Here is a 23,579-nt window from a genome sequence, read left to right as displayed (position 1 = left end):
ACGAAAGAAGAAGTTCTGTGCTTATCACCCAGCGGCCGGCCCTCTCCGAGGAGCCGATCAGCGAGACCCGCTCGAAGTTCATCATCGAGCCGCTCGAGCCCGGCTTCGGCTACACGCTCGGCAACTCGCTTCGTCGTACCCTGCTCTCCTCGATCCCGGGTGCGGCGGTCACCAGCATCAAGGTCGACGGCGTGCTGCACGAGTTCACCACGATCCCGGGCGTCAAGGAGGACGTGGTCGAGCTCGTCATGAACGTGAAGGAGCTGTGCGTCAGCTCCGAGCACGACGAGCCGGTCAGCATGTACCTGCGCAAGGCGGGCCCGGGCGACGTCACCGCGGGGGACATCCAGCCCCCGGCCGGCGTCTCCGTGCACAACCCCGACCTGAAGCTGGCCACGCTGAACGGCAAGGGCCGGCTCGACATGGAGCTGACCGTCGAGCGGGGCCGGGGCTACGTCACCGCCGCGCAGAACAAGCAGGCCGGTGCGGAGATCGGGCGGATTCCCGTCGACTCGATCTACACGCCGGTGATGAAGGTGACCTACCGCGTCGAGGCCACCCGTGTCGAGCAGCGCACGGACTTCGACCGGCTGATCATCGACGTCGAGACCAAGGCGTCCATCTCCCCGCGTACCGCGCTGGCGTCCGCCGGTTCGACCCTGGTCGAGCTGTTCGGTCTCTGCCGCGAGCTGGACGAGACCGCCGAGGGCATCGACATCGGGCCGTCTCCGCAGGACGCGCAGCTGGCCGCCGACCTGGCGCTGCCGATCGAGGAGCTGGACCTCACGGTCCGGTCCTACAACTGCCTCAAGCGCGAGGGCATCAACACCGTGGGCGAACTCATCGGGCGCACGGAAGCTGATCTCCTCGATATAAGGAATTTCGGGCAGAAGAGCATCGACGAGGTCAAGATGAAGCTGGCCGGCATGGGCCTGGGCCTGAAGGACTCCGCGCCCTCCTTCGACCCGACCAACGTCGTGGACTCGTTCGGCGAGGTCGACTACGACAGCGACGACTACCGCGAGACCGAGCAGCTGTAATTTTCCCCGCCGGGTTGTCTCCGGCTGAAGCGTATTCAGGAGCACCGAAATGCCCACGCCCACCAAGGGAGCCCGCCTCGGCGGCGGACCCGCGCACGAGCGGCTCATCCTGGCCAACCTGGCCACCGAGCTGTTCCGGCACGGGAAGATCAAGACCACGGAAGCCAAGGCCCGGCGGGTCCGTCCGCTGGCCGAGCAGCTGATCACCAAGGCCAAGCGGGGCGACCTGCACTCGCGTCGGCGGGTGCTCACCGTCGTCCGCGACAAGGACGTGGTGTTCGAGCTGTTCGACAAGATCGCCCCGCGGTTCGAGAACCGTCCCGGCGGCTACACCCGGATCGTGAAGACCGGGCCGCGCCGCGGCGACGCCGCTCCGATGGCGATCATCGAGCTGGTCGAGGCGCTCGAGGTCGCGGCCGTCACCGGCCCGACCAAGGCCGCCAAGAAGGCCGCTCGCCAGCAGGACAAGGTGGAGGCGCTGGCCCGCGAGGACGAGGCTCCGGCCACGACCTCGTCGGACTCCGCGGACACCGACGCCGACCAGGACGCCGACGCGCCGGTCTCCGCCTCCGGTGACAAGGACGCGGACGGCCCCGGCACGCAGGCCGAGGGCGACGACAAGTAAGTCCGTCTTTCCGCACGGCCCGGTCTCCTTCCTGGAGACCGGGCCGTGCTTTTGGATCAGGAGCTTCTCATGCCACGGGTACGCCTGGACGTCGCCTACGACGGCACCGACTTCTCCGGCTGGGCGGTGCAGCCCACCCGCCGTACCGTCGCGGGGGTGCTCCTGGAGGCCCTGGGCCGGCTCTTCGGCTCCGACACGGCCTTCGGCATGGTGGTGGCCGGGCGAACCGACGCGGGCGTGCACGCGACCGGCCAGGTGTGCCACATCGACCTGCCCGCGGAGGCCTGGACCGGGACCGCACCCACGCTGCTGCGGCGGCTCGCGGCGCTGCTCCCCGGCGACGTGCGGGTGCACGCGGCCACCGAGGTGCCGGAGACGTTCGACGCGCGGTTCTCGGCCACGTTCCGGCGCTACCGCTACCGGGTCACGGACGCGGTGCACGGCGCCGAGCCGCTGCGCCGCCACGACACGCTGGCCTGGCCGCGCACGCTCGACCCCGCGCTGCTCAACGCGGCCGCGGCCGGGCTGGTCGGCGAGCACGACTTCGCCGCGTTCTGCCGCCGCAAGGAACACGCCACCACGGTACGGGCGATCAACCGCCTGGAGTGGGGCCGCGACCTCGACGGCGTGCTGGTCGCTACCGTGCAGGCGGACGCGTTCTGCCAGGCCATGGTGCGCAGCCTGGTCGGCGCGATGCTGCACGTCGGTGACGGGCGCCGCCCGCCGGAGTGGCCGGCCTCGCTGCTGCGGCTCACCGCGCGGTCCAGCGAGGTCACGGTCGCGCCGGCGCACGGACTGACGCTGGTCGCGGTCGGCTACCCGGACGCGGACGAGTTCGCCGCGCGCGCCGAGGCGACCCGACGGATCCGTACGCTCAGTTCTTGATCGGCTGGGTGGCGCGCTTCTCCAGCACGCCGTTGCGCAGGTGCAGCTCGACCATGTCGTAGAGGATCTGCCGGGCCTTCGGGTCGCCGTCGATGATCTTCTCGCCGTCCGCGCGGGCGATCACGCAGTACGCCAGGTAGTGACCGCGGATGTTCCACCCGACCTGCGCGGACGACTGCTCCACCGCCTCGGTGCCCGCACCCGCGTTCATCCCGGCGAACCGGCCCCTCTGGCCGTCGACCATGCCCTTGATCTGCTCGTGCGCCCACTTCGCGCCGGTCTCGTCCTCCAGGTTGAACACGCCGGCGGTGACCAGGTAGCCGGAGTCGGGCGAGCGCATGGTGCCGCGGACCACCTGGTTGCAGCCCAGATCCTTGAGGAGCTGCGGGATCTCACCGGCCGCGGCCTTGCCGCAGTCGTCGAGCTGCTCGGTCTTCAGCACCGTGTACGGCGGCTCCTGCGGGGTGATCGCGATCGTGCCCGCGGGGAAGACCTCGTTCGTGGTCAGCGGTTCGCCGTCCACGCCGCGCGAACTGATGTCGCGCGCCTCCGCGGTCGCCTGCGCGTTGCCGCCGGCCGCCCGCGCGTCCCGGCCGCTCTGCTCGTCCGCCAGGATGAAGAACGAACTGAGCCCGCACACGGCCACCAGCACCAGTACGGTCAGCGCGCCGACCAGCATCTGCCAGGGCTTGCGCGGCTCGGCCGCGGGCGCCGGGCCGTCCTCCGGCTGCGCCGGTACGGCCGGGTCCGGCGTGATCCGCGCGACCGTGCTCGGCGGGCGGGTGGCGAGCGAGGTCCCGGAGACGTCGGACGCCGTTTCCGGACGGTGGCCGCCGGACTCGGGGGGATCCTCGCCCGGCCGGTCGGTGCCGGCACCGTCCGCGTCCCGGCCCGGACGGTAGATGCCGGAGCTGTCCGAGCTCAGCCGGATCGCCCTGGACGTGTCGTGGCGGTAGTGCGGGCCGGAGGCCTCCGGGTGCGGGACCGGCGGCCCGTCGAAGCGGCCACCCTGGCGCGGGCCGACGGCGGCCGATCCGCCGGGGTGCGGGACCGGTGCGGGGTCCCGGCCACCGGTGGTGGGAGCCCGGCCGGGCAACTGGGCCCGGCCGGACGGCTGGGCCGGGGCGGGTGGCTGGGCCGGGGCGGGTGGCTGGGCGTGGCCGGACACCCGGGCTTGGCCGAGTGGTGGCGCCTGGGCGACCGGCTGGGCTTGGCCGGCGGGGTGGACGTGGCCGGGGGGCTCGGCTTGGCCGGGTTGGGCTCGGCCGGGAAGCTGGGTGCGGCCGGGAAGCTGGGCGCGGCCGGGTACTGACGCGCCGCCGCGCGCGGGCGGGACGGCCGCGCCACCGGAGACGGGGGCGGAGGCGTTGCCGGTGGGCGGGACGGCGCCGGGAACCGGCACCGCGGCCGAGCCGGAGAGCGTGGGATTGCCGCCGGACGGTCCCGTGCCCGGAGGCAGGCGGTCCGCCGGGACGCGCTGCGGGCGGGCCGCGCCCTGAGCCACGTCCTGGCCGGCCGGAAGCACCGGCCGGGCGGCGCCGCCGACGCCGGTGTGCGGCGCCCGTGGCCCGATGGTGTGTGCGTCGGCGTGCGGCGGGGGCACTGCGGCCCGGGCGCTCGCGGGGGCGGTGGGCTCGTGCGGGACCTGCGCCGGGATCCCGGCCCGGCCGCGCCGGGGATCGTCGTGCGGCGGCGCACCGCGCAGCTCCGCTCCCGGCGGCGTCGCACTGCCCCGGGGCCGCACGGTGCCAGGTGCGTTCCGGTCGCCCAGCGATCCGGTGTGGCCGGGCTCGGGCGGGCTGTTCCACGGGCCCCGGCCGCGGCCGGCCGGCACGTCGCCGTCCGGGTCGCCGTCGCGTGGCTCCTTCTCCGCGGAGAACCGGTCCCGCGGCGCCTGCGCCGACCCGGCGCGCGCCGGCGGCGTCGACCACATGGACGGTGGCCCGGCCGGATCCGGCTCGCCGCCCGGCACCGGGTATCCCTCGGCCGCGCGCCGCCGTCGGAGGCTGCCGGTGTCGGTCATGGCGCGGTCGTCGTGCGATGCCGCGTGTTCCTCGGCGGCGCGGCGGCGTCGGAGGCTACCGGTGTCGGTGGTGTCGCGATCATCGTTCGGGGCCGGGCGCTGATAGCCGCTCTCGGGCGCGCTCCCGGGTTCGGGAGCGGTCCGGCGGCCCGGCACCACCTGGCGGCCCGGCGCTGCCTCGGGGAGGGCGTGGGAGCCACTCGCACTCGGTCCACGCGCGTCCCGCGCGGCCGGCTGATGCGGTGCGGCGGCCGCGGCCGACTCAGGCCGTGCACGGCGCCCGGTCGGCTGGTCTGGTGTAGCCGTCGCGGACGGGTCGAGCCGTGTCCGGTGGCCGGTCGGCTGATCGGGTGCGACGGCGGTTGCGGTGGGATCGAGCCGCGTGCGGTCGCCGGTCGGCTGGCCAGGTGCGGCGGTCGCGGCGGTGTCGAGTCGGGCGCGGTGGCCGGTCGGCCGGTCGGGTGCGGCGGGATCGAGCCGGGCGCGGTGGCCCGTCGGCTGGTCGGGCGGGATGACCGCGGGTGTGGCGACCGCGGCGGGGTCGAGTCGATGTCCGCCGGAGCGTTCCGTCCCACTGCCGCTGGGTTCCTCGGCTGCCCGGCGGTGTCCGCCGCTCGCCTCGGGAGCGGTGCCGTCCGGCTCCGGCGCCAGCCGCGGATCCGGCTCGGCGGGAAGACGCCAGGAACCCGTGCTCTCCGCACCCTCGGCCGCGCGCCGGCGCCCACCGGCGGCCTGCGCCTCCGCCGAATCGGCCGGGACCCGGAAGCCGCCGGAACTCTCCCCGTCGGCGCGTCGCCGTGCACCGTGCTCACCGGGTGCGGCGTGGCGCCGGCCGGCCGGCTCGTTCTCGACGGCGTGTCCGGCACCGACGGCCGGAGGCTCAGGTTCCGGCGCCGCGCGGCGGCCCCGCGGTGCCGGGTATCCGGCGGGCTCGGGCACCGCGCGGTGCCCGGCCGGGGGCGCGGACCAGGCTGTGCCCTCCGGCGCGGCGCGGCGTCCGGCGGGGGCGTCGCCCGCCGCGGCGCGGCGCGGCGGGTCGGGAGGCTCATCGGCGCCACGCCGACCCGGCGCTGCGGGATCCTCGGCCCGGGCTCGGGGTTCGGCCGAAACGGGCTCGTCCGGGGCTGCGCGGCGTCCGGCGGGAAGCGCCTCGTCCGGGATTGCGCGGCGCCCGGCGGAAGCGGGCTCGGTCGCGCCTGTGCGGCGCCCGGCGGGAATGGGCTCGTCCGGGGCTGTGCGGCGCCCGGCGGGAATGGGCTCGTCCGGGACTGTGCGGCGTCCAGTGGAAAGCGGCTCATCCGGGGCCGCACGGCGTCCGGCGGAAGCGGGCTCCTCCGGGGCTGCGCGCCGCGCGGCCGGGGTCTCTCCGGTAGTGCGGCGGATCAGGGCGGCCGCGTCCTCCGCGGTGGTGCGGGGGCCGCCGAACGCGGTCCCCGGCCCGCCCGGAACGGCAGGGCCGGGACCTTCCGCCGCGGAACGTCGTGCGGCCTGCAGATCCGGCGCCGCCCGGCGCCCGGTGGCTGCCGGGCCCGTGACGACGGCCGGGCCGGTGACGGCTCCAGGCGTGGTGACGGCTCCAGGAGTGGTGAACGCGTCCGACGCGGCACGGCGCCCACCGGTGGCACCCGTGGGCGCGGTCATGCCCGTTGCGGCCCGTCCGCCACCGGCCGGGTTCGCGGCCGGTGGATCCGCTGCTGCCCGGCGCCCGCCGGCGGAGGCCGCGGAACTGGCCGGCTCGGTCGCCAGTCGGCGTCCGGCGGTGGGAGGCGTGGCGTTGACCGGGTCGGTGGCCGCTCGGCGTCCGGTGGCAGCGGGAGGCGTGGGGCTGACCGAACCGGGCGCCGCTGGGCGTCCGGTGGCGGCAATCGCGGGGTTGCCCGCGCCGGCCGCCGCCGGGCGTCCGGCGGGGGGAATCGCGCGGTTCCCCGAGACGGGCGCCGGCGGGCGTCCGGGGGCGGGAATCGCAAAGTTGCCCGAGGAGGCCGCCGCTGGGCGTCCGATAGCCGGACCTGCCGGATTGAGAGGGGCGGACGCCGCCGGACCTGCCGGAGGTGCCATCCCCGCCGCGGCCCGGCCACCGCCGGCCGGATTCGCGGGAGCCGCCGGGCCCGACCCGGCGCGGCCGGCGGTCGCGGTGCCCGGACCTGGCGTGACCGGCGCGGCGTGTCGACGGCCGGCCGGAGCCTCCGGAGCGCGACGGCGCCCGCCGGAGGCATTGGAGTCCGCGTGACCGCCAAGGGAGTCCACGCGACCGCCACTGCCGGAGGAGTCCGTGCGGCCACCGGGGGAGTTCGCGTGGCCGTCGGAGGAATTCGTGCGGCCGCCGGAGGCGGGGAGGTCGCCGCGGGTGCGGCGGGGTGGGCCGGCGCGGTCGGTGTCCCAGAGTTTGACGTCGGGGCCGGGGACGTCGAGGGCCGGCCAGCCGCCGCTGGGCGGGGTGGCGGCGCGGCGTGAGCGGGGTTCGTGTTCTGCGGCTGGGCGACCGTCGTCCGCTCCGCCGTGCTGCCCGTACGCCATGTCGCACAGGGTAATGGACATCCCGGCCGGTTCGCCTCTATCCACATAGCGCGCGAGTCGACAGATTAGACATTTTGCTTTTTCCGGGCGTCGGAACCCCGGTTCCGAGCGCCGGCAACGGGGAGGAAGAATGCGGGGCGTGACCGCCGAGCACTACTTCAGCGCCGAACCGGCTGCCCCCGCGGGACGGCATGACGTCTCGTTCACCGTCCAGGGGCGGGACTACGTGCTCGTCGCGGCGCGTGGCGTCTTCTCGGCGGCGCGCCTCGACCCCGGAACGGCGGTTCTGCTCAAAAAGGCAAACCTCCCGGAACCGGGAGCTAAGGGATCCTTCCTCGATCTCGGGTGCGGCTTCGGCCCGATCACGGCCGTGCTGGCGACCGAGGCGCCGGGCGCGACCGTCCACGCGGTGGACGTCAACGCGCGCGCCCGCGAGCTGACGGCGGAGAACGCGGAGCGGCTCGGCGCCGCGCACCGCGTCACCGTGAGCGCTCCGGACGACGTACCCGCTGACCTGGTCTTCGATCAGATCTGGAGCAACCCGCCGATCCGGATCGGCAAGGCGGAGCTGCACGACCTGCTCGATCGCTGGCTGCCGCGACTCGCGCCGGACGGCGTCGCCTGGCTGGTCATCGCGCGGCACCTCGGCGGCGACTCGCTGCACCAGTGGCTGGTCGACCGCGGCTGGACCGTCGAGCGGCACGCCAGCCAGAAGGGGTACCGGGTGTTGCGCGTCAGCCGGGGCTGACCAGGAGCTCGGTAGCCGGGGCTGACCAGGAGCTCGGTAGCCGGGGCTGACCAGGAGCTCGGTAGCCGGGGCTGACCAGGAGCTCGGTAGCCGGGGCTGACCAGGAGCCCGGCAGCCGGGGCCGATCCGGGAGATCGGCAGCCGGGAGGGCGGCAAGGGGGCGGGCCCGGTAGGGGACCCGACAGCCCCGGATGCGAAAAACGCTGGTCGACAGGGTGTCGGATCGGCCATCATCCGGCCGTGGGATATGTGGACGTGGCCGGAGTCGGACATACGCTGGCGGACGGGCGGGTGCTGTTCGAGGATGTCTCGTTCCGCGTCGGCGAGGGTGCCAAGATCGCGTTGGTCGGGCCGAACGGCGCCGGTAAGACGACCCTGCTGCGCATGATCGCCGGCGATCTGGCCGTGCGGCAGGGCAGCATCGCGCGGGTCGGTGGCCTGGGCGTGATGCGGCAGTTCATCGGCATGATCGCGGACGAGACCACGCTCGGCTCCCTCGCGCTCTCGCTCTCCCCGCCCGCGCTGCGGGACGCCGGCGCGCGCCTGGCCGCGGCCGAGGCCGCGATGCACCGGGCGGAGAGCGAGAAGACCCAGATGGGGTACGCGACGGCGCTCGCCGCGTGGGGTGAGGCCGGTGGGTACGACGCGGAGGTCACGTTCGACACCGCCAGCGTCGCCGCGCTCAAGCTGCCCTGGGACCGTGTCCGGGACCGGCCGGTGGCCACGCTCTCCGGCGGCCAGCAGAAGCGGTTCGCGCTGGAGCTGCTGCTCCGCGGCACCGACGAGGTGCTGCTGCTGGACGAGCCGGACAACTTCCTGGACGTGCCCGGCAAGCGTTGGCTGGAGGCGCGGCTGCGGGAGTCCGGCAAGTCCGTGCTCTACGTGTCGCACGACCGCGAACTGCTCGCCCAGACCGCGGACCGGGTGGTGGCGGTCGAGGGCGGTGGCGCGTGGACGCACCCGGGCGGGTTCGCCAGCTGGCACGCCGCGCGCGGCGCCCGGCACGAGCGGATGGAGGAGGCGCGCCGGCGTTGGGACGAGGAGCACGTCAAGCTGCGCGAACTGGTCCTCACGCTGAAGAACAAGGCTGCGTTCAACGACGGGCTGGCGTCGCGTTACCAGGCGGCGCAGACCCGGTTGCGCAAGTTCGAGGAGGCCGGGGCGCCGCCGCTGCCGCCGAAGGACCAGGAGATCGCGATGCGGCTCGGCGGCGGGCGCACCGGTAAGCGCGCGATCGTGTGCGAGCAGCTGGAGATGGAGGGGCTGACGTACCCGTTCGACCTGGAGGTCTGGTACGGCGACCGGGTCGCCGTGCTCGGTGCGAACGGCACCGGCAAGTCGCACTTCCTGCGGTTGCTCGCGCGCGGCGGCACCGACCCGGAGCCGGACGCCAAGCCGATCTCCGGCGTGGTCCTGGAGCCGGTCGCACACGAGGGTGTGGCCCGGCTCGGCGCGCGCGTGCGCCCCGGTCACTTCTCGCAGACGCACGACCGTCCGGAGCTGCGCGACCGTACGCTGGTCGAGATCCTCTGGCGCGGTGACGAGCACCGCTCCGGAATGGACCGGCACGGCGCGATGCGGGTGCTGAACCGGTACGAGCTGGCCGCGCAGGGCGACCAGGTCTTCGGCACGCTCTCCGGCGGCCAGCAGGCACGCTTCCTGGTGCTGCTGCTGGAGCTGTCCGGGGCCACGCTGCTGCTGCTCGACGAGCCGACCGACAACCTCGACCTGGCCTCAGCCGAGGCGCTGGAGGAGGGCCTGATGGCCTTCGACGGTACGGTCCTGGCCGTCACGCACGACCGCTGGTTCACCCGGTCCTTCGACCGGTTCATCCTGTTCCAGGGGGACGGCGAGGTCGTCGAGACGCCGGAGCCGGTCTGGGACGTGGCCTGATCGGACACTCGCACGGAGACGTCCGCGCGCGTGATCATGAACCAGCGCGCGCGGTGAGGCAAGGGTGATGAGCGCTGTGTCACGGGGCTTTACGTCTGCGTAATCGTCGGCGTATGGTCGGCGACGAACACAACAACCCCACGGGAGTCCGGTGCACCGGGCTGAGAGGGGGGCTGCCGCAGCCCCCGACCGTCGAACCTGATCCGGATCATGCCGGCGCAGGGAGGATGTGGACGATGTGGACGCAACCCTAGGACGACTGCATCTCATCACCGACACCCGGCTCGGGCGCGACCCGATCGGCTGTGTGCGGGCCGCGCTGGCGGCGCACGCGGCGGCCGGTGCCGACGTCCGGGCCGTCACCGGGCCGCTCGTCGTGCAGGTGCGGGTCGAGGACGACGCCACCGATCTGGACGCCTACCACCTGGCCGTCCGGGTCCGTGAGCTGTGCGCGGCGGCCGGCGCGACCTGCCTGATCAACGACCGGCTGCACGTGGCGCTCGCGGTGGCCGCGGACGGCGGGCACGTGGGTGCGCTGGACCTTCCGGTCGCGGCGGCGCGCCGGGTGCTCGGGCCGGGCGCGATCCTCGGTGCCACCGCGCGGACCGCCGGCGTCGCGCGGACCGCGGTCGCGGACGGAGCGTCCTACCTGGGCGTCGGGCCCTGCTACGCGACGACCACGAAGGACGGGCTGCCCGCACCGCTCGGGCCGGCCGGCCTGGCGGCGGTCACCGGCGCGGTGCTGGTGCCGGTGGTCGCGATCGCGGGCGTCACCGCGGCCCGGGTGACGGAGGTCCTCGCGGCCGGCGCACACGGCGTGGCCGTGGTGGGCGCGGTCAGCGGCGCGGCCGACCCCGGGCGTGCGGTGACGGAGCTGCTGCGGGAACTCGCCGGCGCCACGAAGCGGGAGCACCGAATCGGGGACGAGCGGGGGCACCGGGCCGACGGCGAGCCGGCGCGGGACGGTGTGCGATGAGCGGGCAGCGGCGGGCCGGCCGGGCCGAGATCGGCATCGTGGGCGGCGGGCCGATCGGGCTGTCGATCGCCTGGTCCTGCGCCCGGCGCGGCCACGACGTCGCGGTCTACGACGACGCCACGCCGACGACGCCGACCCCGGTCACGCCGGACCGGGCCGGCCACGTCACGCCCGGGACCGCCGGTGACCACGCGACGGCCACGGCCGGTGGCACGGCGGCCGACATCGACGGACGAGCGGCGGTCGGCGGGGTGAACGGGGCCTGGGAGGTGGCGGCCGGGATGCTGGCGCCGATCGGGGAGGCCTACTTCGGTGAGGCCGAGCTGACCGGGCTGCTGGTGGACTCGGCCGCGCGCTGGCCGGCCTTCGCCGCGGAGCTGGAGGCGGCGGCCGGGACCGACGTCGGGTACCGGGCCGAGGGCACGCTGGCGGTGGCGCTGACCGCGGACGATCTGGCGGTCGCGACCAGGCTCATCACGTACCAGCGCGATCTGGGTCTTGCCGTTGATCCGCTGACGCCGTCGGCGATGCGCGCGCACGAGCCGGTGCTGAGCCCCCGGGTACGCGGCGGCGCGCTGATCTCCGGGGATCACCAGGTCGATCCGCGCCGGCTGACCGTGGCGCTGCGGATCGCGGCCGCCCGGGCCGGCGTGCGGTTCGTCCGCCGGCGGGTCGCGGACGTGTCCGAGGTGTACGCGGACCGGGTGGTGGTCGCGGCCGGATGCGGCACGGCGGCGCTGACCGGCCTGCCGGTGCGGCCGGTGCGTGGCGAGGTGCTGCGGCTGCGCGCACCGCACCGGGAGCCCGGCTTCACGCACGTGATCAGGGGGTACGCGGACGGCCGCGAGGTCTACCTGGTGCCGCGGCGTGACGGCGAGGTGGTGGTCGGCGCGACCGCGCACGAGCGGGCGGACGACGACGTGACCGCGGGCGCGGTGCTGCACCTGCTGCGCGCGGCGACCGACCTGATCCCGGAGATCGAGGAGTACGCACTGGTCGAGGCGCAGTCCGGCGCGCGGCCGGGCTCGCCGGACAACCGGCCGATCCTGGGGCATTGGACGGCGGGGAGCCGGGAGGTCGTGGTGGCGGCCGGTCACTACCGGCACGGGATCCTGCTGACCCCGGTCACCGCGGACCTGATCACGGCGCTGCTGCTGGACGGCACGGCGCCGCCCGAGGCGTTCGCGGCGGCGCGATTCACGGAACGGAGGACGGCGTGCGCGTGACGGTGAACGGTGACGAGCGTGACCTGGCGGGCACGGTCGCGGACGCGGTGGCGGAACTGACCGGCGCGCATCGGGGCGTGGCGGTCGCGGTCAACGGTGAGGTGGTGCCGCGCGGGCGGTGGGCGGAGACGCCGCTGTCCGACGGGGACCGCATCGAGGTGCTGAGCGCGGCGCAGGGCGGGTGAGGACGATGGACTTCGTGGTGGGCGGCGAGCGGTTCGGCTCGCGGCTGATCCTGGGTACCGGTGGCGCGGCCAATCTGGACGTGCTGGAACGGGCGATCAAGGCGTCCGGCACCGAGATGGTGACGGTCGCGTTACGCCGGATAAATGCGCAGAAATCATCGGACGGGCTGCTGGACGTGGTGGCCCGGACCGGCGTGCGGCTGCTGCCGAACACGGCCGGCTGCCGGACCGCGGCGGAGGCGGTGAAGCTGGCGCACCTGGCCCGCGAAGCCTTCGACACCGCGTGGATCAAGCTGGAGGTGATCGGTGACGAGCGCACGCTGCTGCCGGACGGCGTCGAGCTGGTGCCGGCCGCGGAACGCCTGGTCGCGGACGGGTTCACGGTCCTGCCGTACACGAACGACGACCCGATCCTGGCCCGTCGCCTCGCGGACGCGGGCTGCGCGGCCGTGATGCCGGCCGGCTCGCCGATCGGCTCCGGCCTGGGCATCGGCAACCCGCACCACCTGCGGCTGCTGCGCCAGGCCGTGGACGTGCCGGTGATCCTGGACGCCGGCGTCGGCACCGCGTCGGACGCGGCGCTCGCGATGGAGCTCGGCTGCGACGCGGTGCTGCTGGCCACGGCCGTGACCCGCGCGGAGGACCCGGAGCGGATGGCGACCGCGATGCGCCTGGCGGTCGAGGCCGGTTTCCTCGCCGCGCACGCGGGCCGCATCCCGCGCCGCTTCCACGCGCTCGCGTCCACCCCGGACGAGGGGCGGCCGGACCTGTGAACGTCATCGTGGTGACGGACCGGGCACAGGCGTCGCACGGTCTCACCGCAACCATCAGGGCGGCGGTCGACGGCGGCGCACGCTGCGTGCTGCTCCGCGAGAAGGACCTGCCCGCCGCTACCCGACGGGGGTTGGCGGACGAGTTGCGGGCGATCCTGGCGCCGGCCGGCGGACGGCTGATCGTGGCCGGGCCGGACCCGCTCGGCGGCGACGCGGTGCACCTCAGCGCGGCCGACCCGGTGGCGCCGTCGCTGCCGCTGGTCGGGCGCTCGTGCCACAACGAGGCCGAGTTGGCGCGGCTGACCACCGAGGACTACGTCACGATCTCACCGGTCTTCCGGACCAGATCCAAGCCGGGGTACGACCGGGAGCTGGGCCTGTCCGGACTGCGCGCGCTGCTCGGCCGTACCGTGGCGACGGTTTTCGCCCTCGGTGGGATCGAGACCGGCGCGGCCGCGCGGGCGTGTGTGTCGGCGGGCGCGGCCGGCGTGGCCGTGATGGGTGCCGTGATGCGCGCACCCGACCCCGCGGCCCTGGTCGCCGAGCTGGTGACGGCATGAGCGCGGGTACGCCGCCGGTGGCGCTGACCGTCGCGGGCTCCGACTCGGGGGCGGGCGCCGGCATCCAGGCGGATCTGAAGGCGTTCGCGGCGCAGCGTGTCTACGGCACGTCGGCGATCACCGCGATCACGGCGCAGAACACGCGCGGGGTCGTGGACGTGCATCCGCTGCCGGCCGCGGTGGTCGGCGCGCAGATCGACGCGGTGCTGGACGACATGCCGGTCGCGGCCGTCAAGATCGGAATGCTGGGCGGCGCGGACGTGGCGGCCGAGGTGGCCGCGCGGGCCCGCGACGGCCTGCTGCCCAACCTGGTGCTGGACCCGGTGCTCTACGCGACGTCCGGTCACCGGCTCGGCGCGCTCGCGGTGGTCGAGCCGGTGCTGCCGTACGCGCTGCTGGTCACGCCGAACCGGGACGAGGCGTCCGCGTTGACCCGGACGCCGGTGGACACGGTCGCGGAGATGGCCGCGGCCGCGCGCGCGATCGCCGGCAGCGGCGCGCGGTGCGTGGTGGTGACCGGCGGTGCGGAGGACGGCGACGCGGTCGACGTGCTCTGGACCGGTGACGAGATCCGCGTGCTGCGCTCGCCGTGGGTGCCGACCGACAACGACCACGGCACCGGCTGCACGTTCTCCGCCGCGGTCGCGGCCCGGCTCGCGCACGGCGACGACCTGTTCACCGCGCTGGACCGGGCGAAGCGGTACGTGGCCGCGGGCCTGGCCGGGGCACGGCTGTGGAAGGTGGGCGGCGGCCGAGGACCGCTGGACCACTTCTCTTTCTAGATCCCGTCTCACGGAGGTGTGTGGTGACTTCTGTCCGTCGTAAGTCCTATGTGGACGGTTCGAGGCCGGACATCCGGGTGCCGGTCGCCGAGGTCGACCTGACCGACGGCAGCGAACCGGTGCGGCTCTACGACACGTCCGGGCCGGGCAGCGACCCCGCCGTCGGGCTGCCGCCGCTGCGCGGTCCGTGGATCGCCGAGCGCGGCGACGTGGCCCCGGTGCGCGGCCCCGGCACGCCGCTCGCGGGTGAGCGGCCGACCCAGCTCGCGTACGCCCGGGCCGGCATCGTCACGCCGGAGATGGAGTTCGTGGCGATCCGCGAAGGCGTCGCGCCGGAACTGGTCCGGGACGAGATCGCGGCCGGTCGCGCCGTGCTGCCGGCCAACGTCAACCACCCGGAGATCGAGCCCATGATCATCGGGAAGGCGTTCCTGGTGAAGGTCAACGCGAACATCGGCACGTCCGCGGTCAGCTCCTCGATCGCCGAGGAGGTGGAGAAGATGAGCTGGGCGACGCGCTGGGGCGCGGACACGGTCATGGACCTGTCCACCGGCAAGCGCATCCACGAGACCCGCGAGGCGATCGTCCGGAACTCGCCGGTGCCGATCGGTACGGTCCCGCTCTACCAGGCGCTGGAGAAGGTCGGCGGCGACCCGGTCAAGCTGACCTGGGAGGTCTTCCGGGACACCGTCATCGAGCAGGCCGAGCAGGGCGTGGACTACATGACCGTGCACGCCGGGGTGCGGCTCGCCTACGTGCCGCTCGCGGTCAACCGGGTCACCGGCATCGTGTCGCGCGGCGGGTCGATCATGGCGGCCTGGTGCCTGGCGCACCACGAGGAGAACTTCCTCTACACGCACTTCGCGGAGCTCTGCGCGATCCTGGCGCGCTATGACGTGACGTTCTCGCTCGGCGACGGCCTGCGGCCCGGGTCGATCGCGGACGCGAACGACGAGGCCCAGTTCGCGGAGCTGCGCACGCTCGGCGAACTCACCCGGATCGCCTGGGAGTACGACGTCCAGGTCATGATCGAGGGACCCGGTCACGTGCCGATGCACAAGATCAAGGAGAACGTGGACCTGCAGCAGGAACTGTGCCACGAGGCGCCGTTCTACACGCTCGGGCCGCTGACCACGGACATCGCGCCGGCGTACGACCACATCACGTCCGCGATCGGCGCCGCGATGATCGGCATGTTCGGCACGGCGATGCTCTGCTACGTCACGCCCAAGGAACACCTCGGGCTGCCGGACCGGGACGACGTGAAGGCGGGCGTGATCGCGTACAAGATCGCGGCGCACGCGGCGGACCTGGCCAAGGGGCACCCCGGCGCGCAGGCCTGGGACGACGCGCTCTCCAAGGCCCGGTTCGAGTTCCGCTGGGAGGACCAGTTCAACCTGTCGCTCGACCCGGAGACGGCCCGGTCGTACCACGACGCGACACTCCCCGCCGCACCCGCGAAGACCGCGCACTTCTGCTCGATGTGCGGCCCCAAGTTCTGCAGCATGAAGATCAGCCAAGAACTCAAGGGGTACGCGGAGCGCGGCATGCACGAGAAGAGCGAGGAGTTCGTGGCCTCGGGTGGCCGGGTCTACCTGCCGCTGACGTCCTGACCGCGCGTGCTGAGGGGGCCCGGCGACGGGACCCCCTCAGCACGTCACTCCTCGTCGTCGGAGCGGTCGCCGAGCCCGCTGACCCAGTCGACGTACTCCTCGTCCCGCAACGGGACCGCCTCCGCCACGGGCGGCTGGGCGGGCTGGTTGCGGCGCCGGAAGAGACCGCGGCGGCGCTTCTCCGGCTTCGCGGCCGGCGTCTCCACGTCCTCCCGCGCGGCGGCCGGTTCGTCCGGGGCCGGCGACTGCCAGGGCTCGGGCGCCGGCCGCGCACCGGTCGGTGCACCGGCCTCATACGCCGAGCCGGTGCTCCAGCCACCGCCCGGCCCGGCGGCCCGCGGAGCCGACCAGGTGCCGGCCGGCTCGTCCGGCGCGGGCCACACGTCATCCCGGGCCGGCGGCACGGTACGGGCACCGGACGTCGACGCGGCCGGCGGGATCGGTGCCCAGTCGTCCGTCACCGACCAGGCGTCGTCCGCTCCCCACGAATTCGGCACCGACCAGGTGTTCCGCGCCGGCCGCGGCTCCTCCGGCGGCAACACGACGCCCTCGTGCACCCGCTCCGGCTCGTCCCGGCCACCGGCACCGGACACCCCGAACGGCCCGGCGGCCGCGTGCGGTCGGCCCCCCGCCCCCTCCCCGGAACGGCGGGACGAGGCGGAACCCGGCTCAGCCGTCGCCGCGCCGGTGTCCCACGGCGCGGGTGAGTGCGGCCGGGTGGTCTCGGTGTTCGGGTCGGTGGGGAAGCGGGCCGGTGGCGTGCGCAGTTCCGTGGTCGCCGGGTCGGTGTCCCATGGCGCTGGCGACACCGGCCGTGTGGTGCCGTCGGCCGGACGCGACGCCGCCGCACTCAGCTGATCGACGGGGCCGGGTGCCGCCGGGCTGACCGGCCGTGGTGCCGGGAAGACCGGCTGGGCGGCACCGGCGGGCGGGAAAGCCGGACCCGGTTCGGTGCGACCGCCCTCCGCGCCCGGCTCGCCGAGCCGGCCGGCAGCGTCGCCGGGAAGCCGCGGACCGGCCTGGTCGGCTTCGGCCGGGCCGGTGCCCCGCGACACCGGGGCGTCCGGCGGGATGACGGTGCCGGCGGACGATCGCTGGCCGGCCTGCGCGGCGGGCTCCGCCGAGGTCGGCGCGTTCCTTGCGAAGTCCGGCTGTGCGCCGGCTCCCGTCGGGTAGTTCGGCTGTGCGTCGGCGTTCGCCGGGTAGTTCGGCTGTGCGCCGGCTCCCGCCGAGAAGTTCGGCTGCGTGTCGGCGTCCGTCGGGAATTGCGGAGCCGGCGCTGCGGTGGGACCGGCCGGGTGTGATGCGGGGGAATCCTGCCAGGTGGCGGTGTCGTCAGAAGCCGACTGAGCGGTGAACCCGGTCGCCGCCGGGCTGGTGGGCCGCGACACCGGTGCGTCCGGCTGCGCGGCCGGGGCCGGGAACCGCGCGCCGGCCTGCGCGGCGATGTCATTCGCCGTCCGGATGTTCGGCGGCCGGATGGCGGCCCCGGCCGGGAACCGCTGAGCCGGTCCGCCGTCCGCCGGCGCCGGATAGCCCGGCCGGTCGGTGCCGGCGGCCGGCCGCGGGTCCTGCGCGTCGTGGCCGGCCTCGGCGGGACCGTTGAACTGCGCCGCCGTGGCTTCCGGTTGCGTACCGGCATCGCCGGGGAACCGCAGCCGCGATGGAGTTGCGGTGTCGCCCGTCGTCGAGCTCGCCGGCCCTGCCACGGGCGGATCGAGCCGCGGGGCGGGTCCGGCAGCCGCCGGCCCGGTGCCGAACCGGGACGGCGGCGGCACATCCGGCAGCACGCTGTTCTCCGGGCGGCTGACCGCGAACCGGGGCAGCCCCGAGCGTTCCGGCAGCCCCGAGCGCTCCGGCAGCTGCGGCGCCGCCGGCGGCGGTGTCGTGCCGTGCGGCACAGCCGGTTCGGCGGCACCGGCCGGACGATCCGCGAAGCCGGGCGGAACGGCGTCGCGTCGCTGCGCGGACTCCTCGCCGGTACCGCCCGGCGCGGGCTGCCGTGCGGCCGTGTCACGCGCCTGCGAGGCGGCGTCCCACGGCACACCGGCGCCAGCCGCCGGGGCGTCGGCGACCCATGACGTGCCGGAGGCCGCCGGCGTCTGCGCGCTCGGCGTGGTTACCGCGGTATCCGCGGTCCATGACGCGTCGGAGCCGGCTGACGACTGCGCGCTGGTGGCGGTCGGCGTGGTGTCCGCGGTCCATGACGCGGAGCCGGCTGGCGAGGGCGTGCCGGGTCCGGCCGGCGGGGTGTTCGCGGGCCGGTGCGGAGCCGTGCCGGTGGGGCGCGTCGCGGCGGGATCGGCCGCGGACTGCTCCGTGGGCGGTTCGCTGAGCGTGTGCCGGACCGGCTCGAAGAGCGACGGCGCGGGAGCGGCGCGACCGGCCGACTCGAAGAGTCCCGGCATCTCCGCGGGCGGCTCTATCGGATCGAAGATCCGCGGGAAAACCCGAGCCGGGTACGCGGGCCCGGCCGCGTCGCCGCCGGCCGGGCGAGCCTCCTCCGGCGGCACGGCCGGGGCGTCCGGGTGCGCGGTCGCGGCCGCCGGGCGGTTCGCCACGTCGTCCTGGACCGGTTCCTGGGCCGGCTCCTGAGGCGGGGCCCATACGTCGTCGTGCGCCGCGGGCTGATCGCCGGGATGGTCGGCGGCCGGTGGCTCAGGCGGCTGACGCGGCGTGAAGTAGTCACTGAACTCGAAGATGCCGGCCTCGACCAGGCGCTCGCCGAGGGTGCGACCCGATCCCAGAGTCGGGGCGGCCTGCACGGGCGAAGCGACCGTGGGGGAGTCGTCGGCGGGCGGGTCCGGCGGAATCACCCGGAACTCCGGCTCGATCACCGGCGGCGCCGGCCGCGCCGCCTCCTGCGCGAACGTCGCCTCCGGCTCGGGCCGCGCCGCCTCCTGCGCGAACGTCGCACCCGGCTCGGGCCACACCGCGTCCTGAGCGAACGTTGCGCCCGGCGCGGGCCGTGCTGCGTCCGGTGTGAACGTGGCCTCCGGCGCGGGCCGCGCCGGGTCCTGCGCGAACGTTGCCTCCGGCGCGGGCTGCACCGCGTCCTGAGCGAACGTCGCGGCCGGCGCGGGCCGTGCTGCGTCCGGTGCGAGCGTGGCCTCCGGCGCGGGCTGCGTCGCGTTCTGCGGGAATGTCGCGGCCGGGGAAGTACCACCGATCGCGGCCGCACCGGTGATCGGTGCCGTCCCGTCCTCCTGAGCGATGGAGTCCGCGCGGGGCGCTCCACCGGGCGACCACGTGGCGTCAACCGGACCGTCTGGCTGGGCCGTGGAGCCGGCGCCGGCTGAAGGGAACGCGGCCGGAGCGTCCGGCGGCGTCGCGGCGCTGGCCGTGCCGTCCGGCTGGTTCGCGGAGCCGGCGCTGACCGTGCCACCCGGCTGGAACGCCGCGGCGGCCGAGGCGTCTGGCCGCGTCACGGCGCTGGCCGTGTCGCCTTGGTGGGTCTCGGAGCCGCCGCCGATCGAGCCACCCGGCTGGAAGACCGCAGCGGCCGGGCCGTCTGACTGGGTCGCGGCATCGGCGCTGACCGCACCGCTCGGCTGGTAGGACCCGGTGGCCGTGTCGCCTGGCCGCGCGTCCGCTGCCGCCGGGCCGCCTGAGTGGATCGCGGAATCGGCGCCGACCGAATCACTCGGCTGGAAGGGCCCGGCGGCCTGGCCACCCGGCTGTGCGGCAGGGTTGGCCGAGGCCCCGGGCTGCGCGGCGGCGACGGCCGGGCCGTCCGGTGGCGTGGCGGAGGCGGTCGAGCTGCCTGGCAGCGCGGCGGCGGCCGGGCCGCCTGGGGGTGCGGCGGACGTGGACGCGGGGCGCTGGGAGTGCATCGGAAGCGGGGGAGGCGGTCCCGGAGCGGGCGGCGGCGGGATGGCCGGGCCGCCGGGCAGCTCGGTGGGATCCTCCGCGCCGGCACGGATGCCGGCCGCGAAGTCGGCGCGCAGGCTCGCGAGACTCGCCCGGGTGGTCAGGCCGCCGCTCTGCGGAGCCTCCGGGTCCGGCTCAGCCGACATCCCGAAGTCCAGCATGACCGAGCGGCCGGTGCCGGCACCGCGGTCGTCGGCGGTTGATTCGTTCGATTCCGGCGATGTTTCCCGAGGGTACGGTCCCGCGTCGGTCACCGGCCACGCGGCTTCGGCGGCGGCGCGGTGCGGATCGACCGCATCGCCACGGGCTGCGTCACCGACGCCCGCGGTCGTCGGCAATCCCGCGTCGCTGCTGCCCCCGACCGGCGCCGGGAATCCTGCGTGGCTGCTTCCGGAGGCTGTCGAGGAGCCCTCATCGTTGCGGCTTCCAGCGGGCGCCGGGAATCCCGTGTGGCTGCTTCCGGCAGTCGTCGAGAAACCCGAGTCGCCGCTGATTACCTCATCGGGCGCCGGGAAGCTCGTGCCGCTGTTTGCCTCGTCGGGCGTTGGGGAGCCCACGTGGCTGCTGACATCGGCGGGCGCCGGGAACCCCGCGTCGTTGTCGGCACCGGTGGGCGCCGAGACGGCCGCGTCGGTGTTCACGGTGGCCGCCGGGAAAGCGACGTCGCTGTTCACGGCCGGAATCGGAGGAGCGCCGGCGAAGTCGGGAGCCGGACCTTCGACGCCGCGGTCGGCGGTGCGTACGGTGCCGTCACTGGCGTGAACGGTGGCGCCGGAAGCGGTGCCGGGGTCGCCGGCGGCGAGGAGACGGTCGGCCTCGGCTCGGCGGGCGCGCTCGGCGAGTTCGAAGGGGGTGGGCTCGCGTTCGGGCTGGCCGAGCTCCCACGGCTGGTTGGCGCCGAACGCGGCGGACCAGTTGGCCTGGCGGAACGCGCCGGTCGGCGCGCGGAGTGCGTCCAGTGCGGGCGGCGGCGGCTCCTCGATCTCACCGAAGCCGCTGCGACTGCCCTGGCGGGGGGATGCGGGATTCGCCTGGGCGGCGTCGTCCGGGAGCGCGTGCTCCTGGGCCGGTTCCGCGTCGTCCCGCGGTCGCGTCCGGTCGCGGTCGCCGCCGTCCGTCTCGGGGGTGAACATGTCGCTCCCGCCCTCTTCCTGCGTCTCGCGTTCCTTGGGAGACAACACGTCATCCAGTGTCGGAGAGATCAAAGCGTTCGGCACGGAATCACGGGAGATGTGAGATTCCGGGCCGGGCGGATCATCGTCCTTCGTTCCTGGGCGGTCTGACTTCCCCGTTGTGGCCGATATGTCTGCACTGACTGCTTCGTCCGTGCTGGTCGAGCCGATGGAGCTTATCGGAGTGCCGGGATCGAGCGGATTCGCCGAGGTCCGGGCCGTGTCGCGGATGCTCGTGCCGAGGTGGGGCGGATCCCGTTCCGCCGGATCGAGGATCACATTCGGTACGGGTACCCCGTTCCCGGCCGACGTACCCCACCGCCGGCACCGTCCGCGTCGGCGGAACCGGCCGAGCCGCCGGATCGGTCCGGACTGCCGGAACTCTCCGAGCCGCCGGTACGGTCCGAGCCGCGGGTACGGTCCGAGCCGCCGGTACGGTCCGAGCCGCCGGTACGGTCCGAGCCGCGGGAGCGGCCCGGGCTGCCGGAACCGGTCGAGCCGCCGAGGTCGGCCGGGCCGGGACCCGCGGTCGTCGAGGGCCCGGCGGCCGGACGCGGACCGGTGGCGGAACGCGGGCCGGTGGCGGAAGGTGGGCCGGTCGCGGGAGGTGGCCCGGCGACGCGGGGCGGGCCGGTGACCGGAGGTGGGCCGGTGGGTTCCCGGGCCGTGCCGGGGCCGTCGGAGTCGGCGGCGGAACCCGGGCCGTCGGGCGGGCCGGGGGTGCCGGGCTCACCGCGTACCGGCGGAGGGGTGTGGTCCTGGTCGGTGCGGTGGGTGACGACCGCGAGCAGCGAGCCCAGCGCTCCCGCGGCCAGCGCGACCAGCGAGCCCCAGAACGGTGCCGCCTGGTAGGCGTCGGCGGGCCCGCCCGGCCCGGCCGTGAGGTACGCGACCGTCAGCGGCGCGGGCCCGAGCAGTCCGGACGTGGCGACGATCGCGGTGTGCCGGTCGCGGCGGCGGGCGATCGCGCCGATCGCGGCGCCGGCGATCAGCGCGAGCGACGGCATCACGACGACCGCGAGGCGCTGGACGGCGCCGGTGCTGAACGTGGCCGGGTCGAGCACGCCGAGCCGGACGACGGGCAGTTCCTGGCCCGGCCCGAACGACGGCACCGCCGAGGCGACGGCGAGCAGCCAGGTCGCGGCCGCGACGGAGATCAGCGCCCACGCGTACGTCCGCTGCCAGAGCGCGAGTGCGGCGAGCGGCAGGCCGGCGGCCGCACCGGCGAGGACCGCGATCCCGACCGCGCCGGCCGGATCGGTGCCGCCGGTGAGCTGCGCGGCGTGGGCGGCCGGCATGGTGATCAGGGCGGTCCCTGCCGCGCCGGCGCTCGCGGCGACGGCCAGGCCGGCCAGCGCGGGAGGACCGCCGTCGTGGCCGAGCCGGCGGGCGGCGCGGTCCGCGGCCAGCGCGCCGGTGACGGCGGCGACGATCGCGAACCAGGCGACCCAGGCGAGCTGTGCGTTCCACTGGTTCGCGGTGCCGCCGGCGAACGCGCGGCCGAAGCGGACCAGCCCGAACCCGTAGGCGATGCCGAGCTGGCCGGCGCCCACCAGGAGGCTTGCCCCCAGTGCGGTCAGCAGCATCCTGCCCCAGGTCCGAATGGCCATGTGAGGCACGTTACGGGGGGAAGATTCGTTACGGAAGGTGCGGAATGACCTCGGCGGCGAGGAGGTCCAGCAGGTCCAGGTCGGACTGGTCACGCAGCCGCACGTAGAGCCGGGTGGCGCCGGCCTCGGCGTACGCCGCGAGTTGCTCGACCACCTGGTCCGGCGTGCCGGCGATGACCGGCTCGGGCGGCAGGATGGACGGCTCCTCCAGCAGGGCGAGGCGCTGGGCGATCTCCGCGTCGGTCCGTCCACACGCGACCGCGACGCTCGCGGACAAGACCAGTGGCGCCTTGGTCCGGCCGTACTTCTCGCTCGCGGCGCGGACCAGGTCGTACTGCTCGGCGCACTTCGCGGCGGACGACGGCGGCACGTTGTACTCGTCCGCGTGGAGCGCGGCGAGCCGCGGGGTGCTCTTCGGGCCGCGGCCACCGACGATCACCGGCGGGCCGGGCGTCTGCACCGGCTTCGGCAGCGCGAGTGCGTCGACGAGCGTGAAATGCTTGCCGGTAAAGGAAAAGCGCTCACCGCGCGGAGTCGCCCAGAGCCCGGTGATGATCTGCAGCTGTTCGTCGAGCCGCTCGAACCTTTCACGCGGTGTGAAGAAAGGAATACCGAGCGCTGTGTGTTCCGCGCCGAGCCATCCCGCACCGAGACCGAAGTCGATGCGTCCGTTGCTCATCTCGTCCACCTGCGCGACGGTTACCGCCGTAATCGCGGGGTGACGGAAAGTCGCCGAGGTCAGCAGTGTGCCGAGCCGAATCGTGCGCGTCTCACGCGCGATCGCGCCGAGCGTCACCCACGCGTCGGACGGGCCCGGGAAGCCGTCCGACCTGTTCACCGGCATGAAGTGGTCCGCGCGGAAGAAGCCGTCGTAGCCGGCCGCCTCGGCGTGCTGCGCCGCGCGCAGCATCTCGTCGAATGTGGCGCCACGGTGTGGCTCGGTGAACACGCAGACTCGCATGGGCGCAGAGGTTAGCCCCCATCTCAGCGTTCTCGCACCTAAGAAGTGGTTAAGCCAACACTGTCCATTTCGTTGCCGTCTCGCAATGCCAGGGCGGGGTGACCGGTAACGCATGGTCTC

The 23,579-nt window shown here is 75.0% G+C and carries 17 protein-coding genes and 1 riboswitch; of the genes, 13 read left to right on the top strand and 4 right to left on the bottom strand.

Going from position 1 to position 23,579, the window contains the following annotated elements:
* The first annotated feature begins 17 nt into the window (after positions 1-17).
* The 3 genes from J2S44_RS15550 (at position 18) to truA (ending at position 2,550) form a co-directional block, all read left to right on the top strand.
* Positions 18-1,040, top strand: coding sequence for a DNA-directed RNA polymerase subunit alpha (locus tag J2S44_RS15550; RefSeq protein WP_307241024.1), 1,023 nt, complete (start codon positions 18-20; stop codon positions 1,038-1,040).
* Positions 1,041-1,089: 49 nt separating this feature from the next.
* Positions 1,090-1,665 (top strand): 50S ribosomal protein L17, encoded by a 576-nt coding sequence (gene rplQ / locus J2S44_RS15545; RefSeq protein ID WP_310413956.1) that lies wholly within the window; start codon positions 1,090-1,092, stop codon positions 1,663-1,665.
* Positions 1,666-1,734: 69 nt separating this feature from the next.
* Positions 1,735-2,550, top strand: a complete 816-nt coding sequence (gene truA, locus J2S44_RS15540) for a tRNA pseudouridine(38-40) synthase TruA (RefSeq protein ID WP_310413953.1) — start codon at positions 1,735-1,737, stop codon at positions 2,548-2,550.
* On the opposite strand, the gene J2S44_RS15535 is transcribed toward truA, so the two are convergent.
* Positions 2,540-4,573, bottom strand: coding sequence for a hypothetical protein (locus tag J2S44_RS15535; RefSeq protein ID WP_310413951.1), 2,034 nt, complete (start codon positions 4,571-4,573; stop codon positions 2,540-2,542). The two genes, truA and J2S44_RS15535, sit on opposite strands and share 11 nt — an antisense overlap.
* Before the next feature lie 2,656 nt (positions 4,574-7,229).
* Here J2S44_RS15535 and J2S44_RS15530 point away from each other — a divergent pair.
* The 9 genes from J2S44_RS15530 (at position 7,230) to thiC (ending at position 15,846) form a co-directional block, all read left to right on the top strand.
* On the top strand, positions 7,230-7,838 hold the full coding sequence (locus tag J2S44_RS15530; RefSeq protein ID WP_310429691.1) for a class I SAM-dependent methyltransferase: 609 nt from the start codon (positions 7,230-7,232) through the stop codon (positions 7,836-7,838).
* Positions 7,839-8,078: 240 nt separating this feature from the next.
* Positions 8,079-9,731 carry an ABC-F family ATP-binding cassette domain-containing protein gene (locus J2S44_RS15525; RefSeq protein ID WP_310413948.1) on the top strand — a complete coding sequence of 551 codons (1,653 nt, stop codon included), beginning with the start codon at positions 8,079-8,081 and terminating at the stop codon, positions 9,729-9,731.
* Positions 9,732-9,861: 130 nt separating this feature from the next.
* A riboswitch (TPP riboswitch) is annotated at positions 9,862-9,974 on the top strand.
* Positions 9,970-10,707, top strand: a complete 738-nt coding sequence (locus J2S44_RS15520) for a thiamine phosphate synthase (protein WP_374727850.1) — start codon at positions 9,970-9,972, stop codon at positions 10,705-10,707. (Overlaps the previous riboswitch by 5 nt.)
* Entirely contained in the window at positions 10,704-11,933 is a 1,230-nt protein-coding gene (gene thiO, locus J2S44_RS15515) for a glycine oxidase ThiO (RefSeq protein WP_310413945.1), read from the top strand. Before J2S44_RS15520 ends, thiO begins: the two co-directional genes overlap by 4 nt.
* A complete protein-coding gene (thiS, locus tag J2S44_RS15510; protein WP_310413942.1) occupies positions 11,924-12,118 on the top strand; it encodes a sulfur carrier protein ThiS in 195 nt (64 codons plus the stop codon). The genes thiO and thiS overlap by 10 nt, the downstream gene beginning before the upstream one ends.
* Before the next feature lie 5 nt (positions 12,119-12,123).
* Positions 12,124-12,891 (top strand): thiazole synthase, encoded by a 768-nt coding sequence (locus tag J2S44_RS15505; RefSeq protein WP_310413939.1) that lies wholly within the window; start codon positions 12,124-12,126, stop codon positions 12,889-12,891.
* Complete coding sequence (locus J2S44_RS15500; protein WP_310413936.1) at positions 12,888-13,451, top strand: thiamine phosphate synthase; 564 nt, start codon at positions 12,888-12,890, stop codon at positions 13,449-13,451. Before J2S44_RS15505 ends, J2S44_RS15500 begins: the two co-directional genes overlap by 4 nt.
* Complete coding sequence (gene thiD, locus J2S44_RS15495) at positions 13,448-14,233, top strand: bifunctional hydroxymethylpyrimidine kinase/phosphomethylpyrimidine kinase (protein WP_310413933.1); 786 nt, start codon at positions 13,448-13,450, stop codon at positions 14,231-14,233. Before J2S44_RS15500 ends, thiD begins: the two co-directional genes overlap by 4 nt.
* 23 nt (positions 14,234-14,256) lie before the next feature.
* Positions 14,257-15,846 carry a phosphomethylpyrimidine synthase ThiC gene (gene thiC, locus J2S44_RS15490; RefSeq protein ID WP_310413930.1) on the top strand — a complete coding sequence of 530 codons (1,590 nt, stop codon included), beginning with the start codon at positions 14,257-14,259 and terminating at the stop codon, positions 15,844-15,846.
* A gap of 44 nt (positions 15,847-15,890) precedes the next feature.
* Here thiC and J2S44_RS15485 read toward each other — a convergent pair whose 3' ends face one another.
* Positions 15,891-19,862 (bottom strand): hypothetical protein, encoded by a 3,972-nt coding sequence (locus tag J2S44_RS15485; protein ID WP_310413927.1) that lies wholly within the window; start codon positions 19,860-19,862, stop codon positions 15,891-15,893.
* A gap of 411 nt (positions 19,863-20,273) precedes the next feature.
* Between J2S44_RS15485 and J2S44_RS15480 the strand changes: the two genes are divergently transcribed.
* A complete protein-coding gene (locus J2S44_RS15480; RefSeq protein WP_310413924.1) occupies positions 20,274-20,999 on the top strand; it encodes a hypothetical protein in 726 nt (241 codons plus the stop codon).
* A gap of 164 nt (positions 21,000-21,163) precedes the next feature.
* Here the strand turns inward: J2S44_RS15480 and J2S44_RS15475 are convergent, their stop codons facing one another.
* A complete protein-coding gene (locus J2S44_RS15475; RefSeq protein ID WP_310413920.1) occupies positions 21,164-22,498 on the bottom strand; it encodes a hypothetical protein in 1,335 nt (444 codons plus the stop codon).
* A 28-nt stretch (positions 22,499-22,526) separates the two neighbouring features.
* Positions 22,527-23,459 (bottom strand): TIGR03560 family F420-dependent LLM class oxidoreductase, encoded by a 933-nt coding sequence (locus J2S44_RS15470; protein ID WP_310413917.1) that lies wholly within the window; start codon positions 23,457-23,459, stop codon positions 22,527-22,529.
* Between the last annotated feature and the right edge of the window lie 120 nt (positions 23,460-23,579).

The organism is Catenuloplanes niger, from assembly GCF_031458255.1.
Taxonomy (GTDB): Bacteria; Actinomycetota; Actinomycetes; order Mycobacteriales; family Micromonosporaceae; genus Catenuloplanes; species Catenuloplanes niger.
This window is presented reverse-complemented; position numbering and strand designations above follow the sequence as displayed.